Raw genomic sequence first — 13,871 nt, forward strand, 5'->3', positions numbered from 1 at the left:
GGAGTGCAGGGACAGTGAACGCCAAACGCGCCGCAGCGCCGGATTTCGACAGCGCAGCCTTTCGCAACGCCCTCGGTCAGTTTGCCACCGGGGTCACCGTGATCACCACGCGCGCCGACGACGGCTCGCTCATCGGCATCACCGCCAGTTCGTTCAATTCGGTCTCGCTCACGCCACCGCTCATTCTGTGGAGTCTTGCCACGCGCGCGGGCAGCATGCCGGTCTTTCGCGAGAACTCGCATTACGCCGTGAACGTGCTGGCCGCCGATCAACTTGACATCTGCAGGCGCTTCGCCACGATGAAGGGCGATCGGTTCGCGGGCGTGCCATATACATTGTCTGCCTCGGGCACGCCGGTGCTCGACGGCGCGCTGGCCTGGTTCGAATGCCATAACCGCAGCCGCTACGACGAAGGCGACCACGTCATTTTCGTGGGCGAGGTCGAGCGATGCGGTGTGCACGCCGAGGTGGCCGAGCGCATGCCGCTGATCTTCCACGCCGGCGGCTTCCATAAGCCGCAGTCGCTGGGCTGAGTCGCCTCATGTCCGCTGCCGGCGCGCCGTTCGTCGACGATTACCTGGCGTACCTGCTCGCGCGTGCGAGCACGCTGGTCTCCGACGAATTCCATCGCGAAGTGGCTGCCGCCGGCTTCGGCGTGCTCGAGTGGCGCGTGCTCGCCACGCTCTCCGACGGACGCGCGCGCACCATCAATCAACTGGCCGACATTGTGCTGGCCAAGCAACCGACGCTCACCAAGGTCGTCGACCGGCTCGAATCCGCAGGCGACGTCGTGCGTGGCGCGAGCGCCACCGATCGCCGGCAATCGCTCGTCTCGCTCACCGACGCCGGCGTCGCGCACGTGGCGCCGCTGCTGGCCAGCGCCCGCCGCCACGAAGCCAGCCTGCTGGCCCGCTTCGGACAAGACCAGTCGGCACTGCTCAAGGACGCGCTGCGCGAACTCATCGAGCAGATGACCCACCGCCCGTAAGCGCGGCTGGCGGCCGTCGCGCACCGAATCCGCGACCGCGCGAAGTCATGAAGTCGCGAAGTCGCGAAGTCGCGAAGTCGCATTGAATTCGATCAATTTCAAAATCACTCGAAGAATTGACCAAAAAATCATTGAAATTGTCGGTTTAATTTCAATTCATCGGCACACACTCGTCGAATACGCAAGCACCTGCGGCGCGGAATTTCCTACACTATCTGGGACTCTTCTTCCCCCGGATCGCCTCGATAAAGCGCTCGCGTATGACAGATTTCACCGCTTCGGCAACACCCCGCACGATCGGCGCGCGTGAGCGCCGCGTATGGGACATCAGCGCACCTTTATCGGCGCAAACCCCCGTATGGCCCGGTGACACGCCGTTCACCGAGACGCCGGTCTGGCAGATCGGGCCGGGTTGCCCGGTCAACGTGGGACGCATCACGCTCTCGCCGCACACCGGCGCTCACGCGGACGCGCCACGCCATTACGACGACGACGGCGCCTACATCGGCGAAGTCGACCTCGAGACGTACCTCGGACCGTGCCGTGTGGTGCACTGTGTGGGCGCCTCGCCCCTGGTCACGCCGGAGATGGTGGCGCCGCACCTGACGGACGTGCCGCCGCGCGTGCTGCTGCGCACCTACACCCAGGCGCCGCTCGCGCAGTGGGACAGCGAATTTTGTGCCGTGGCGCCCGAGACCATCGACCTGCTCGCCGCCCATGGCGTGAAGCTGGTCGGCATCGACACGCCGTCGCTCGATCCGCAGCAGAGCAAGACGATGGATGCGCATCATCGCATTCGCGCGCACCGCATGGCGATTCTCGAGGGTCTCGTGCTCGATGCCGTCGAGGCCGACGACTACGAACTCATCGCACTGCCGCTCAAGTTCATGCGACTCGACGCAAGCCCGGTGCGTGCCGTACTGCGCACGCTTTAACGCGCGACGTTCCGCGCGCCCGACTTCCGCCCGATTTCTTTTGCCCTTACCAACTGAATCACTGAATCACTGAACGCTAACCATGGCATCTTCTCGCAACGATTGTCTGGCCCTCGACGCGGCCGATCCGCTCGCCCCGCTGCGTGCACAATTCGACCTGCCTCCGGGGGTGATCTACCTCGACGGCAACTCGCTGGGCGCTCGCCCGATCGCCTCGCTCAAGCGTGCGCAGGAGGTGATCGCGGCCGAATGGGGCGTCGGGCTGATCCGCAGCTGGAACGAGGCCGACTGGTTCGCGCTGCCGCGCACGCTGGGCGACGCCCTTGCGCCGATCGTCGGTGCAGGTAAAGGCGAAATCGTGGTGACAGACACCACGTCGAGCAACCTGTTCAAGGTGATGGCTGCCGCGCTCGATGCGCAGCGCAGTCGCGCACCGCAGCGCAAGGTGATCATCTCGGAGCGCAGCAACTTCCCGACCGACCTGTATATCGTGCAGGGCCTCACGCGTTTGCTCGACGACGGCTACTCGCTGCGCCTGGTCGACACGCCCAACGACTTGCAGGGCGCCCTGGGCGACGACGTCGCCGTGGTGCTGCTCACGCATGTGAACTATCGTACGGGCGCCATGTACGACATGGCCGCACGCACGGCCGAGATTCACGCGGCCGGTGCGCTGGCCGTGTGGGACCTGTGCCATTCCGCCGGTGCGGTGCCCGTCGATCTGAACGGCGCCAATGCGGACTACGCCGTGGGCTGCACGTACAAGTACCTTAACGGGGGCCCTGGCGCGCCGGCGTTCGTCTGGGTCAACAAGAAGCATCAGGACACGTTCTGGCAACCGCTGTCAGGCTGGTGGGGGCATCGCACGCCGTTCGCCATGACGCCGGAATACACGCCGGACAACGGCATTGGCCGTTATCTGTGTGGCACGCAGCCGATCGTCTCGCTCTCGCTGGTGCAGTGCGGGCTGGACATCTTCGCGCAGACGTCGATGGACGCGCTGCGCCGCAAGTCGCTCGCGCTCACCGACCTGTTCATCGAACTCGTGGAATCGCGTTGCGCCGAATTCCCGCTCACGCTCGTGACGCCGCGCGATCACGCGTCGCGGGGGTCGCAAGTGAGCTTCGAACATCCCGAAGGGTTTGCCGTGATTCAGGCGCTGATTGCGCGCGGCGTGATCGGCGACTATCGCGAGCCGCGCATCATGCGCTTCGGCATGACGCCGCTTTACACGAGTTTCGCCGACGTGTGGGACTCGGTCGAGATTCTGCGTGACGTGCTGAGCACGGGATCGTGGGACAAGCCCGAGTTTCATCGCCGCGGCGCGGTGACTTGAGAGAGGAGTCAGGCAGCATGAGCAAGACCACCGCCCCGCACGACGCGCCGCAAACGCCCTCGAAGACCACGGAAGCCTCGCCCGCTCAGGGCGGTTGTCCGTTCGGGCACTCGGGTGCGGACGCCTCGGCCGCGCAGGCCACGTCCGCCAACGCCACGCAATGGCACGACGCCACGCTCGACTTTTCGAAGCGCATGAGCTACGGCGATTATCTGTCGCTCGATCCGATCCTGAACGCCCAGCATCCTCGTTCGACGGATCACAACGAGATGCTGTTCATCATCCAGCATCAGACCAGCGAGTTGTGGATGAAGCTGGCGCTGTACGAACTGCAGGCCGCGCGCACGGCCGTGCATCAGGACGAACTGCCGCCGGCATTCAAGATGCTCGCGCGCGTGTCGCGCATTCTGGAACAGCTGGTGCAGGCATGGAGCGTGCTGGCGACGATGACACCGTCGGAGTATTCGTCGATGCGCCCGTCGCTCGGCAGCTCGTCGGGCTTCCAGTCGTACCAGTACCGGATTCTGGAGTTCATGCTGGGCAACAAGAATGCGGCGATGCTACAGCCGCATGCGCATCGCCCGGACCTCTTCAAGCAGGTCGAAGCCGCGCTCAACGCGCCCTCGTTCTATGACGAGGTAGTGCGCCTGCTCGCGCGGCGCGGTTTCGCGATTGCGCCGGAGCGCCTGGAGCGCGACTGGACGAAGCCCACGCCTCACGACAAGTCGGTCGAGGCCGCGTGGCTGGAGGTGTATCGCAACCCGTCGCAGCACTGGGAGCTGTACGAGATGGCCGAGGAACTGGTCGATCTCGAGGACGCTTTCCGTCAGTGGCGATTCCGCCACGTGACGACCGTCGAGCGGATCATCGGCTTCAAGCAGGGCACCGGCGGCACCAACGGCGCCCCGTATCTGCGCAAGATGCTCGACGTGGTGCTTTTCCCCGAACTGTGGCACGTGCGCACGCTGTTGTGACGCCGCCCCGATCCACGCGGATGTCGCGTTGCGTGGATCGGGGCAGGCGCCGTTGCCTCATGCGCGAGGCAGCGGCGCCTGCCTGCCGGCGCCGTCAGGCCTGCCCGCTCAGACGCGCGGCGAGTTGCTTGAGCCGCGGACCGATCTCCTCCCGGAACACGGCATCGGGAATCGACGACGACGGCCCGCTGCAACTTATCGCAAGCCATCGATTCTGTCTCACGTCCCGAAGCGGTACCGCCACCGCGTTCACACCCTCGTGCCATTCTCGAAACGAGTAGCAGCACCCTTCGCGCCGGTACGACTCGACCCCCTTGTCGACGCCTGCCTTCAGGGCGTCCCACCCAACGTTGCGCAGCGCCGCTGGATTGGCGTCGTACGCATCGTGCAGGTCCGAGAGCATGGTCTCTCGCTCGGTCGGCGTCATGGCCGCCAGATAGACACGCCCCATCGAACTCGTCAGCATCGACAGACGCGAACCCGCCGTCAGCCCCAGTGTGAGATGTGCCGAATCGCTTCGAATCGTCTCGAGATACATCATGTCGATGCCCTCGCGGCAGCCCAGCGAGATAGAGCACCCCATCTCGCGGGCCAACGCCCGCATGTGCGGACGCGCCAGCGTGAGCATGTCGGTACCACTCAGGAAGGCATAACCCAGCGCCAGGACGCCGGCGTCGAGCGCATATTTGCCCAGTTCGGCGTCGTAGCGCAGATACCCGAGTTCGGTGAGCGTGTAGGCAAGGCGACTGACGGTGGCCTTCGGCAATCCCGTGCGCGCGGCAAAGTCGCGATTGCCCAGCAAGGCGTCGTCGGGGCCGAATGCGCGCAACAACTCGAGACCTCGGGCCAGCGCCGTGACGAACTTGCGCTCGTCATGCGAAGGCGGCACGCCGTGCGCCGGCGCACCGGAGAAGGCTGACAGGGATGTTTTGACCACGACCATCGCGCGCTCCAATCGAGAAGGTTTACGCCAGTGCACGCACTGGCCGTTGCCGGGCAAAAAAGTTTAGTGCTAAACTAACTTCGATTTCAGAACATTGTTCCGCATTGCGGAACTTTAGTCAAGTCGTCGAACGGTTACGGTGGATCAGGGCGCGGCAGTGACGGCCGGGGCCCCGGCGGGCGACGACGATTGGATTCGCGTATTTTTTCGAGAACATCGGAGGAGAAAGGTCATGGCAGGCAACGCACAGTTTCATTGGGAAGATCCGCTGTTGCTCGACGCGCAGCTCACCAGCGACGAGCGCATGATTCGCGACGCCGCAGCCGCCTACGCGAACGACAAGCTCGCGACGCGCGTGCTCGAGGCGTTTCGTCACGAACAAACGGATGCGTCGATTTTTCGCGAGATGGGCGAGATCGGCCTGCTCGGCCCGACGATTCCCGAACAATACGGCGGCCCCGGTCTGAACTATGTCGCCTATGGGCTGATCGCGCGCGAGGTCGAGCGCGTCGATTCGGGCTATCGCTCGATGATGTCGGTCCAGTCGTCGCTCGTCATGGTGCCCATTTACGAATTCGGCAGCGAAGCGCAGAAGCAGAAGTACCTGCCGAAGCTCGCGAGCGGCGAGTGGATCGGCTGCTTCGGCCTCACGGAGCCGAACCACGGTTCGGACCCGGCCGGCATGACCACGCGCGCCAAGAAGGTCGCGGGCGGGTATGAGCTCAGCGGCAGCAAGATGTGGATCACGAATTCGCCGATCGCCGACGTCTTCGTCGTCTGGGGCAAGCTCGCCGACGAGAATGGCGAAGAGAAGATTCGCGGCTTCATTCTCGAGAAGGGCTGGAAGGGGCTTTCGGCGCCGGCGATCCACGGCAAGGTCGGCCTGCGCGCGTCGATCACCGGCGAGATCGTGATGGATCAGGTATTCGTGCCGGAAGAGAACCTCATGCCGGGCGTCTCTGGCCTGAAGGGCCCGTTCACGTGCCTGAACTCGGCGCGTTACGGCATTGCCTGGGGCGCGCTCGGCGCCGCCGAATTCTGCTGGCACACGGCGCGTCAGTACGTGCTCGATCGCCAGCAATTCGGCCGCCCGCTCGCGGCGAACCAACTGATTCAGAAGAAGCTGGCCGACATGCAGACGGAAATCACGTTGGGCCTGCAAGGCTGCCTGCGTCTGGGCCGCATGAAGGACGAAGGTACCGCCGCGGTCGAAATCACTTCGATCATGAAGCGCAATTCCTGCGGCAAGGCACTCGACGTCGCGCGCCTGGCCCGTGACATGCTGGGCGGCAATGGCATCTCCGACGAGTTCGGTATCGCGCGCCACCTCGTAAACCTCGAAGTGGTCAACACTTACGAAGGCACGCACGACATTCACGCGCTGATTCTGGGCCGCGCCCAGACGGGTATCCAGGCGTTCTTCTGATCGATTCGGAAGATCCGGGTCGCAGGGTCTGTCCGCGGTCGTGGGCAGTCGCTGCGACTTGTCAGGTACGCGTCGTTTCTCAGGCCGCGCGTTGCGGGCCGTCAATCCCCAGAGCGACGGCGCGTACCTGACAATCGGAGCGTTCGACAAATAAAAATGCCAGCTCGGACGACGAGCTGGCATTTCTCATTGGCGACGCCGAACGAATTACTTGTTCGGCTGCGGCGTGAGGCGCAGGTACGGGCGCACAGCCTTGTAACCCTTCGGGAATTTTTCCTTGAGCACGGCCTCGTCCTTGAGCGAGGGCACGATCACCACGTCTTCGCCATCCTTCCAGTTTCCTGGCGTGGCGACCGAGTAATTGTCGGTCAGTTGCAGCGAGTCGATCACCCGCAGGATCTCGTCGAAGTTGCGGCCCGTGCTGGCGGGATAGGTGATGATCAGACGCACCTTCTTCTTCGGATCGATCACGAACAGCGAGCGCACCGTGACGGTTTCGCTGGCGTTCGGATGGATCATGTCGTACAGCTGCGAGACCTTGCGATCGCCGTCGGCCAGAATCGGGAAGTTGACCGTGGTGTTCTGCGTCTCGTTGATGTCCTTGATCCAGCCCTTGTGCGACTCGGCGTCATCGACCGACAACGCGATGGCCTTCACGTTGCGCTTTTCGAACTCGCCCTTGAGTTTGGCGGTCAGACCCAGTTCGGTCGTGCAGACCGGCGTGTAGTCAGCCGGGTGAGAAAACAGCACGCCCCAGCTGTCGCCGAGAAATTCGTGGAATTTGATTTTGCCAACCGACGAGTCCTGCTCGAAATCGGGGGCAATGTCACCCAAACGCAATGTCATTTACGCTCTCCTTGAGAACCTTCAACTCAGTGGGTAAAGACTAAAGGATGCTAAGCTTAGCCAGAACGAATAAAAAATTTGGTGTAAATAAGTTTTCGAAATATAGCGTGAACGCGCCTGTTGTTTTCTGGCAACGACACGACGAAAGGGTTACGATACCACTCATATCCCCCTCGCATTTTCCTCCCCACCACGGGCAACGACAATGTCGCAAGCACATACCAACAAGGAGAAGTTCATGACCGATATCAAAACCGTATTGGCCGACGCCGAAGACCTGCTCAAACAAGCCGCCAACACGACCGGTGAGCGCGCCTCCGAACTGAGCGACAAGGCCCTGGCGCTGCTCAAGCAGGCCAAGGAGAAGGCCTCTGACGTGCAGGTCGTCGTCGTCGAGAAGAGCAAGCAGGCGGCTCGCGCGACCGACGACTACGTGCACGATCATCCCTGGCAAGCCGTAGGCATCGCGGCCGGCATCGGCGTGGTGATCGGTCTGCTGCTCAACCGCCGGTAAGCAGCGCCGACGCACGTTCCCTTCCTCGCCTACTTTGCCCAAGGCGGAGCCCGCCTGACCGGTGCGACGGGTCAGGCGGGCCGCCCAGCCCACTCCATGACCGACAATGATCGTACGACCCCGCCTCGGCCTTCGCTGCGGCGCCTCGCCGGTGCGTTGCTCGAGATCGTACAGTCGCGCATCGAACTCATCGGCATCGAACTGACCGAAGAGAAAGAACGCCTGATGGGCGTGGCTTTCCTGGGTCTGGCCGCGATGCTGTTCGGTGTTCTCGCTCTCGTCTCGCTGACTGCGCTGGTGATCGTCATTTTCTGGGACACCTACCGTCTTCAGGCCATGACCGGCATCTTCATCGTGTACCTGCTGCTCGCCGCGTGGTGTGCCGCGCGCGCGCGCAACATTCTGCGCGATGCGCCGATGCCGTTCGAGGCCACACTGGCCGAGTTCGAAAAGGACCGCGACGCACTGCGTCCGGACTGAAGGAGATCCGCCTGTGCCGCTGGAACCGAACCGCTCTCAACGTCCGCGTCGCCCACGTCAGTCGCGACGCTCTCGCCATGAACTGCTGGCCATTCGCAAGGAGCTGGTGCTCACGCGCATTGCCGTCGAGCGCGCCGAACTGATTCAGGCCGCGCACGTCACTCGCGAACGCCTGCGCAATTTCCGCTGGGTCCGCTATCTGCTGCCTGGCGGCTTCGGCAAGTTCTCCGGACTTGGCGGGCTCGCCACGTCGGGACTAAAGCTCGGCGGATTGCTCGAGCGCTATCCGCTCGTCAGCTCCGTGGCTTCGCTGGCCCTCACCGGACTGTCGCACACTCCCGTCGGACGCGTGGTTCGCCGCAGCCTGAAGTGGGGTAGCCTTGGGGTGCTCGCCTGGCAGGGCATCAAGCTGTGGCAGGAGTCGACGAAACCGTCTGCGCCGCAAGGCTCGCCAGGGTCTGCATCGGGCAGCACGGCCACGAGCACTCGCCCCCCTGCCGCCGCAAGCGCCAGTGCCAACCCCAATACCGACGCCACGGCCAACGATCCGGGGACTCCGCCGCTGATGTAACCCGTTCGCTGCCCCGGTCGTTGCGTCAGGCGTCGCAGCGACGGGGAACCCGAGCGCGGCCGTAGGCATTGATCACAATGCAGATGCGCCGCCCGTGTCCCATTACCCGCGCGGTGCCGAGGATCCAGGCGCGTTTTTGTTTTCGCATGAACCCGTTCTCCGCAAAGGCGATGCCCGGCGTGAAACTCAGTGCCCAATCGGCTTCGACACTCACACCTTCGGGCAGCGGCACATAGCGCGCCAACAACAACTCCCCGGCATCGAATCGATCGTTGAGATTCTCGTCGACGAATGTCAGCCAGCCGCTGCTCAGGCGGCTCCCGTCGACTGGCGCCAGCGTTACGCGGCGATGCCGCGCCAGTGCTTCTGCCCGGGCCGATTGCATGGCGGCCAGCAGGGCCCGCGCGGTGATGTCCACCGAAACTCGGCGGCGAACGGCTTCGATCGATGGCGCCGCGGCGCACAGCGCGATGGCCAGCACCGTCATGGCCACCAGGCATTCGATCAGGGTGAATCCATCACGACGCATCGCAACGCTCGCGCGCCGCGCGAGTCTCCCGGTCATGCCACGCCGTCACCTCCCGCCAGCTCAGCAGCCTCGGGGTGAAGCGAGGCTCGGCCATCCCGGATCGGCGCGCCTCACCGCGTTGCCGAATCTCATAGATGGCTTGCAGATACACCCGCGTGCCCGGGAGTTTCCCGCAGCCCATGGCGCTCACGCGATACCGTCGAATCGAGACGGCGCGCGGTGTCAGCTCGACGGCGGGATAGTCCGAGAAAGCAATGCGTTCGATGAAATAGCGCGCATCCCTCACCGAGACGACCGCGTCGCTGCGAGTCCAGTCGAGCATTCGCCATCGTGGGGTGTCGTTGCGAAACCAGATGTCGCCGCGGTGGTTCGCCTCGATCACGCCGTGAGGACCGGCGTCGAATTCGGACCGGGCGGCGATCTCTGCCGCATCCTCGCCGAGCGTGAGCCGTTGGCGGGCAAGCACGAGCGCGTGATTGGCGGCAGTGAATGCGTGCGCACGGTCATACATGTAGGCGATGAAACGATCCGCGAGCTGGCGGTGCTGCATGCCCGATGCCGCCAGCGTCGTCAACGCGGCGAGCCACATCACCATGAAGACGCCAACCATTTCGCCTCCTCGCCAATGCCACCGTCATTGCGGCGATATGCCAGGAGCGTGAACACGTGGAGGTGAACGTCGCCCGCATTCGACAGCCGCTTGTACTCGCGCCCTCCGGTTGCCTTGTCGAACACCTCCACCACTCGTGACGCCGTCGGCCTGGCGCCGCGCCTCGGCGCGCCGCGCATGACCAGCGAGATCGCTACCGCAGCCACGTTGTCCCAGCCCCCTTCGCCCGTCGGCGGCCGCGGGGGCGTGCCCCTCAAGCGCTTGAGCGGCGCCGACCATCGCAACGGCCCGTTCCCTCCGACGCGAAATCCGAGCCGAAGGTACATGGCCTCCACGCCCGCGACCAGCACCTGGGCCGGGCGCAGGTAACTCGGCCCGACGTAATCCCCATAGCGGCAGAAGAGCGACGGGACGCCGTCCTCGCCTTTCGCCACATAGAAGATGCTCACGTAACGATCATCGGGCGAACCCAGCGCCTTGACGCTCAGTCCGGAGCAGTTCTGCACAGCACCGTTGCCGCCGATCGGGTACCCCGCCCCATGAAACTGGACTTCGATCAGGTCGCTGCCTTGCCAGCCTCGGCGCGCACATGTCTCGACCGACCCCGCGCACTCCGCGCTCGCGCGTAAAGGCGGCCACTTGCGCACCGCTTTGTCGGACGTGACGATCCGCCCCTCCATCGGGTCCCAATTGCGATACCCCGCCATGGCAACCGCTCGCGAGAGCTGCGTGAGCGCGAAAATGGCGCGTTCGTTGACGTCGTAACGCTCGGCTTGCGCGCGCCACAGGCGCAGCCCGGCCAGATAGATCGCGATTGCGGCCATCACGATCAGCAACCCCAGCGGCATGGCCAGCACCCACTCGAGCAGGGTGAATCCCTTCATGCGACGCGTTCGCGCACTGACACAGCGCCGCGTCATCGCAAAAGGCCCTCCCGCACCATTTGCCCCGCCTCATGCGAGGGAAATGCCATTGCCACCATGCCGGAAGACGCGGCCACCGCCGCTGGCGTCGCTCCACTCGCGGACTGCCACTGCATGAAACCTTGCGCCCCCGCCATCAGGGCCGCCAGCGTGAACACGGCGTCGAGCATCGCCGACCCGCGCATCGAGCCCCGACAACGTCTGCCACGCCAGACACGCCCGACGGCTCTCTCGCACGTACGCGGCGCCATGGCGCGCGGCGGTGGCCGCCATGACATGCCGCGCAACTGCAAGCGCAGGTTCCACAGGCTTCGCGTGTCTCGCTTCTCGTGCCTGTCCTGCCTGTGGTACCTGGCATGCCTGCCCTCCCGTTCCTGTCCTCGCCGCGCGTCTGCCCCTATCGCCACGGGTCCGGCCTGTCGGTCGATGCTGAGATTGTGGCTCGGCGGCGCACGCCGAGCTTGCCTGCAATCCGTACCGCGCGCGGCGCGGCGTATGGCGTGAAGTCGATCGCGATGCATGGTTCGGTACCTCGTCTCGTTGATGACGGGTTCATCGTCGCGCACCGCTCGCAACACGCCAATCAGACAGCACCGCAAAACCTCCACCGCTATGGATCACCGCCTTGCCAGTACGCCATGGCGCTTCGCGGGTGCCCAAAAAAAACGGCGACCGAAGTCGCCGTTTTTCCACTTGTCCTGCCCGGGGGGCTTGCGCATCGCGTCACTGCCGAATCGGACCGGCGCGACACGCGAGAACTCATCCCTTCAACGCTGCGATGAGCTCGACATACGCTTGCTGCACCTCGTCTTTCGATTTGCCCTTGAGCATCTCCCAGGCGTCGTACTTGGCCCGTCCGACGAAATCGGTCATGCCGGGACGCGTGCCCGTCACGTCCCCTTCGGTGCCTTGCTTGTAGAGTGCGTAGATGCGCAGCAGCGTCAGATTGTCGGGGCGCTCCGGCAGTTGCTTCGACTCGGCCACCGCCGCGTCGAATCGTGCTTGAAGATCGCTCATGATGTCTCTCCCTGGAAATGCGGTCAGCTTATTTTTCCCCGTGCTGCCCGACGATCGCGAGGTCGCACGCTCACGTCGACGCTCGGGGTGTTGCGAATACAACGCAAACAAGGATAGCGACGAAGCCGCAGCCAAGGTAGGGCCGAGCGTAGAAGGCCGCGTCTAAACCTCTCGGGAACTGAGCCGATTTCTCGCCTCGCGCGACGCCCGAATGCGAAACGCCCGGCACGTCAACGGCCGGGCACTTCGATTTTCAGACTATACGAGAGGGCAAGCGATCAAACACCGCTCACGACGAGGCCGCCGGGGCCGACGCCGCATCCGAGTTCGCGGGAACGGTGTGCTCTTCCCATCCCCCCCCGAGTGCCTTGTACAGCGTGACGAGGTTGGTCCAGCGTGCGAGGCGCGTGGCGATTAGCGTCTGCTGCGCCGAGTACAGCGAGCGTTGCGACACCAGCGCGTTCAGATAGCTGTCGACACCATTGCGATAGCGCAGATCCGAGAGTTTGTAGCTCTCGTCGCTGGCCTTCACGAGGGACTCCTGTGCCGCGATCTGGTCGTCGAGCGTGCCGCGTGCGGCCAGCCCGTCGGAGACTTCGCGGAACGCCGTCTGAATCGCCTTCTCGTAGTTGGCGATCTCGATACGCTTTTGCACCTTGGCCAGTTCGAGGTTGGCGATGTTCTGCCCGCCCGCGAAGATCGGCAGCGTGATGGTCGGTGCGAAGGACCAGGCCCCCTGCCCGCCCTTGAACAGATTGCTCAGCGACGCGCTCGCCGTACCCGCGCTCGCCGTGAGCGAGATCGACGGGAAGAACGCGGCACGCGCGGCGCCGATGTTGGCGTTGGCACCCTTGAGCGTGTGCTCGGCCGCGGTGACGTCGGGCCGGCGCAGCAGCAGATCCGATGGCAGGCCGGCCGGCAGATCCGCAAGCAGCCCCTGCCCATCGAGCGGACGCCCCGGCGGCAAATCGGCCGGCAACGGCTGACCGATGAGCAGCGCGAGGGCGTTCTCGTCCTGCGCGACCTGACGCGTGTACTGCGCATAATTCGCGCGCGCGGTATCCACCGGCGTTTGCGCCTGACGCAGATCCAGCCCGGAAGCCGTACCCACGTCGAAACTGCGCTTGGTCAGGTCGTAAGACGACTGCTGGCTCTTGAGCGTGTCCTCGGTCAGCTTGAGCAGTTCCTGATCGGCCAGCCACGTGAGATACGCCGTCGCCACTTCGGAGACCAGCGTGATGTGCGCGGCCCGCGCCGTGTCCTCGCTCGCCAGGTACGTCTCCAGGGCCTGATCCTTCAGGCTCTGAACCCGACCGAACAGATCGAGTTCATAAGACGTGAAGCCCACGCCGACCTGATAGCTGCGGCTGATGCCCGCGCGTCCGGACGATGTCAGGTCGGCCGGCGAACGCTGTACCGACGCCTGCCCTGCCGCCCCCACCGAGGGCAGCAGCGCGGAGCGCTGAATCTGGTACTGCGCACGCGCGGCCTCGATGTTCAGCATCGACACACGCAGGTCGCGATTGTTCTGCAACGCGATCTCGATCAGCTTCTGCAGGCGCGGATCGGTGAAGAAATCGCGCCAGCCCAGATCGGCGGCCGCCACGGCATTGCTGCCGGCGGTGCCGTTCTGATTCGCTGCTCCAGGCGTCTTGTAGGCCGGCCCCGTGGGGAACGCTGTGGCAACCGGTGCCTCGGGCCGCTCATAGTGCGGCGCGAGGGTACAGCCTGCCAGGAACGCTGCCGCCAAGGCCATCGGCAATGCTTTGTGCTTCATAG

17 protein-coding genes are annotated in these 13,871 nt (G+C 64.5%); 10 read left to right on the forward strand and 7 right to left on the reverse strand.

Annotated features, from left to right (window positions below):
* Window positions 1–14: 14 nt before the first annotated feature.
* The 5 genes from PMO31116_RS10990 to kynA all read left to right on the forward strand — a co-directional run bounded on the left by PMO31116_RS10990 (window position 15) and on the right by kynA (window position 4,233).
* The gene (locus tag PMO31116_RS10990) at window positions 15–533 is read left to right on the forward strand and encodes a flavin reductase family protein (protein ID WP_150566751.1); all 519 of its coding nucleotides are present in this window, start codon (window positions 15–17) and stop codon (window positions 531–533) included.
* A gap of 8 nt (window positions 534–541) precedes the next feature.
* Window positions 542–988, forward strand: coding sequence for a MarR family winged helix-turn-helix transcriptional regulator (locus PMO31116_RS10995; RefSeq protein ID WP_081255810.1), 447 nt, complete (start codon window positions 542–544; stop codon window positions 986–988).
* Between the two features lie 260 nt (window positions 989–1,248).
* Window positions 1,249–1,923 (forward strand): arylformamidase, encoded by a 675-nt coding sequence (gene kynB, locus PMO31116_RS11000; RefSeq protein ID WP_150566752.1) that lies wholly within the window; start codon window positions 1,249–1,251, stop codon window positions 1,921–1,923.
* An 82-nt stretch (window positions 1,924–2,005) separates the two neighbouring features.
* Complete coding sequence (gene kynU / locus PMO31116_RS11005) at window positions 2,006–3,259, forward strand: kynureninase (RefSeq protein WP_150566753.1); 1,254 nt, start codon at window positions 2,006–2,008, stop codon at window positions 3,257–3,259.
* A 17-nt stretch (window positions 3,260–3,276) separates the two neighbouring features.
* Entirely contained in the window at window positions 3,277–4,233 is a 957-nt protein-coding gene (gene kynA, locus PMO31116_RS11010) for a tryptophan 2,3-dioxygenase (RefSeq protein ID WP_150566754.1), read from the forward strand.
* 94 nt (window positions 4,234–4,327) lie between these two features.
* Here the strand turns inward: kynA and PMO31116_RS11015 are convergent, their stop codons facing one another.
* A complete protein-coding gene (locus tag PMO31116_RS11015) occupies window positions 4,328–5,176 on the reverse strand; it encodes an IclR family transcriptional regulator (protein WP_246185245.1) in 849 nt (282 codons plus the stop codon).
* A gap of 232 nt (window positions 5,177–5,408) precedes the next feature.
* Between PMO31116_RS11015 and PMO31116_RS11020 the strand changes: the two genes are divergently transcribed.
* Window positions 5,409–6,602 carry an acyl-CoA dehydrogenase gene (locus tag PMO31116_RS11020; protein ID WP_023594929.1) on the forward strand — a complete coding sequence of 398 codons (1,194 nt, stop codon included), beginning with the start codon at window positions 5,409–5,411 and terminating at the stop codon, window positions 6,600–6,602.
* A 207-nt stretch (window positions 6,603–6,809) separates the two neighbouring features.
* On the opposite strand, the gene PMO31116_RS11025 is transcribed toward PMO31116_RS11020, so the two are convergent.
* Window positions 6,810–7,448: a peroxiredoxin gene (locus PMO31116_RS11025; protein WP_150566755.1), complete on the reverse strand. Its 639-nt coding sequence runs from the start codon at window positions 7,446–7,448 to the stop codon at window positions 6,810–6,812.
* A gap of 205 nt (window positions 7,449–7,653) precedes the next feature.
* Between PMO31116_RS11025 and PMO31116_RS11030 the strand changes: the two genes are divergently transcribed.
* From PMO31116_RS11030 to PMO31116_RS11040, 3 genes are all read left to right on the forward strand, one after another.
* Window positions 7,654–7,962, forward strand: a complete 309-nt coding sequence (locus PMO31116_RS11030) for an ElaB/YgaM/YqjD family protein (protein ID WP_023594927.1) — start codon at window positions 7,654–7,656, stop codon at window positions 7,960–7,962.
* 96 nt (window positions 7,963–8,058) lie between these two features.
* Window positions 8,059–8,442, forward strand: coding sequence for a phage holin family protein (locus tag PMO31116_RS11035; protein ID WP_023594926.1), 384 nt, complete (start codon window positions 8,059–8,061; stop codon window positions 8,440–8,442).
* A 13-nt stretch (window positions 8,443–8,455) separates the two neighbouring features.
* Window positions 8,456–9,013: a DUF3318 domain-containing protein gene (locus tag PMO31116_RS11040; protein WP_174971151.1), complete on the forward strand. Its 558-nt coding sequence runs from the start codon at window positions 8,456–8,458 to the stop codon at window positions 9,011–9,013.
* Window positions 9,014–9,038: 25 nt separating this feature from the next.
* Here PMO31116_RS11040 and PMO31116_RS11045 read toward each other — a convergent pair whose 3' ends face one another.
* The 3 genes from PMO31116_RS11045 to PMO31116_RS11055 are packed head-to-tail and all read right to left on the reverse strand — an operon-like array spanning window position 9,039 to window position 11,036.
* A complete protein-coding gene (locus PMO31116_RS11045) occupies window positions 9,039–9,578 on the reverse strand; it encodes a GspH/FimT family pseudopilin (protein ID WP_150566757.1) in 540 nt (179 codons plus the stop codon).
* On the reverse strand, window positions 9,532–10,152 hold the full coding sequence (locus tag PMO31116_RS11050; protein ID WP_150566758.1) for a pilus assembly PilX family protein: 621 nt from the start codon (window positions 10,150–10,152) through the stop codon (window positions 9,532–9,534). Before PMO31116_RS11050 ends, PMO31116_RS11045 begins: the two co-directional genes overlap by 47 nt.
* A complete protein-coding gene (locus PMO31116_RS11055) occupies window positions 10,131–11,036 on the reverse strand; it encodes a PilW family protein (RefSeq protein ID WP_174971158.1) in 906 nt (301 codons plus the stop codon). The genes PMO31116_RS11050 and PMO31116_RS11055 overlap by 22 nt, the downstream gene beginning before the upstream one ends.
* Window positions 11,037–11,431: 395 nt before the next feature.
* Here PMO31116_RS11055 and PMO31116_RS11060 point away from each other — a divergent pair, with 395 nt between their 5' ends.
* On the forward strand, window positions 11,432–11,857 hold the full coding sequence (locus PMO31116_RS11060; RefSeq protein ID WP_150566760.1) for a hypothetical protein: 426 nt from the start codon (window positions 11,432–11,434) through the stop codon (window positions 11,855–11,857).
* Here the strand turns inward: PMO31116_RS11060 and PMO31116_RS11065 are convergent.
* On the reverse strand, window positions 11,835–12,092 hold the full coding sequence (locus tag PMO31116_RS11065; RefSeq protein ID WP_150566761.1) for an acyl-CoA-binding protein: 258 nt from the start codon (window positions 12,090–12,092) through the stop codon (window positions 11,835–11,837). The genes PMO31116_RS11060 and PMO31116_RS11065 overlap by 23 nt on opposite strands.
* A gap of 289 nt (window positions 12,093–12,381) precedes the next feature.
* Window positions 12,382–13,869 (reverse strand): AdeC/AdeK/OprM family multidrug efflux complex outer membrane factor, encoded by a 1,488-nt coding sequence (adeC, locus tag PMO31116_RS11070; protein WP_150566762.1) that lies wholly within the window; start codon window positions 13,867–13,869, stop codon window positions 12,382–12,384.
* Between the last annotated feature and the right edge of the window lie 2 nt (window positions 13,870–13,871).

It is taken from the genome of Pandoraea morbifera (assembly GCF_902459575.1).
Lineage (GTDB): Bacteria > Pseudomonadota > Gammaproteobacteria > Burkholderiales > Burkholderiaceae > Pandoraea > Pandoraea morbifera.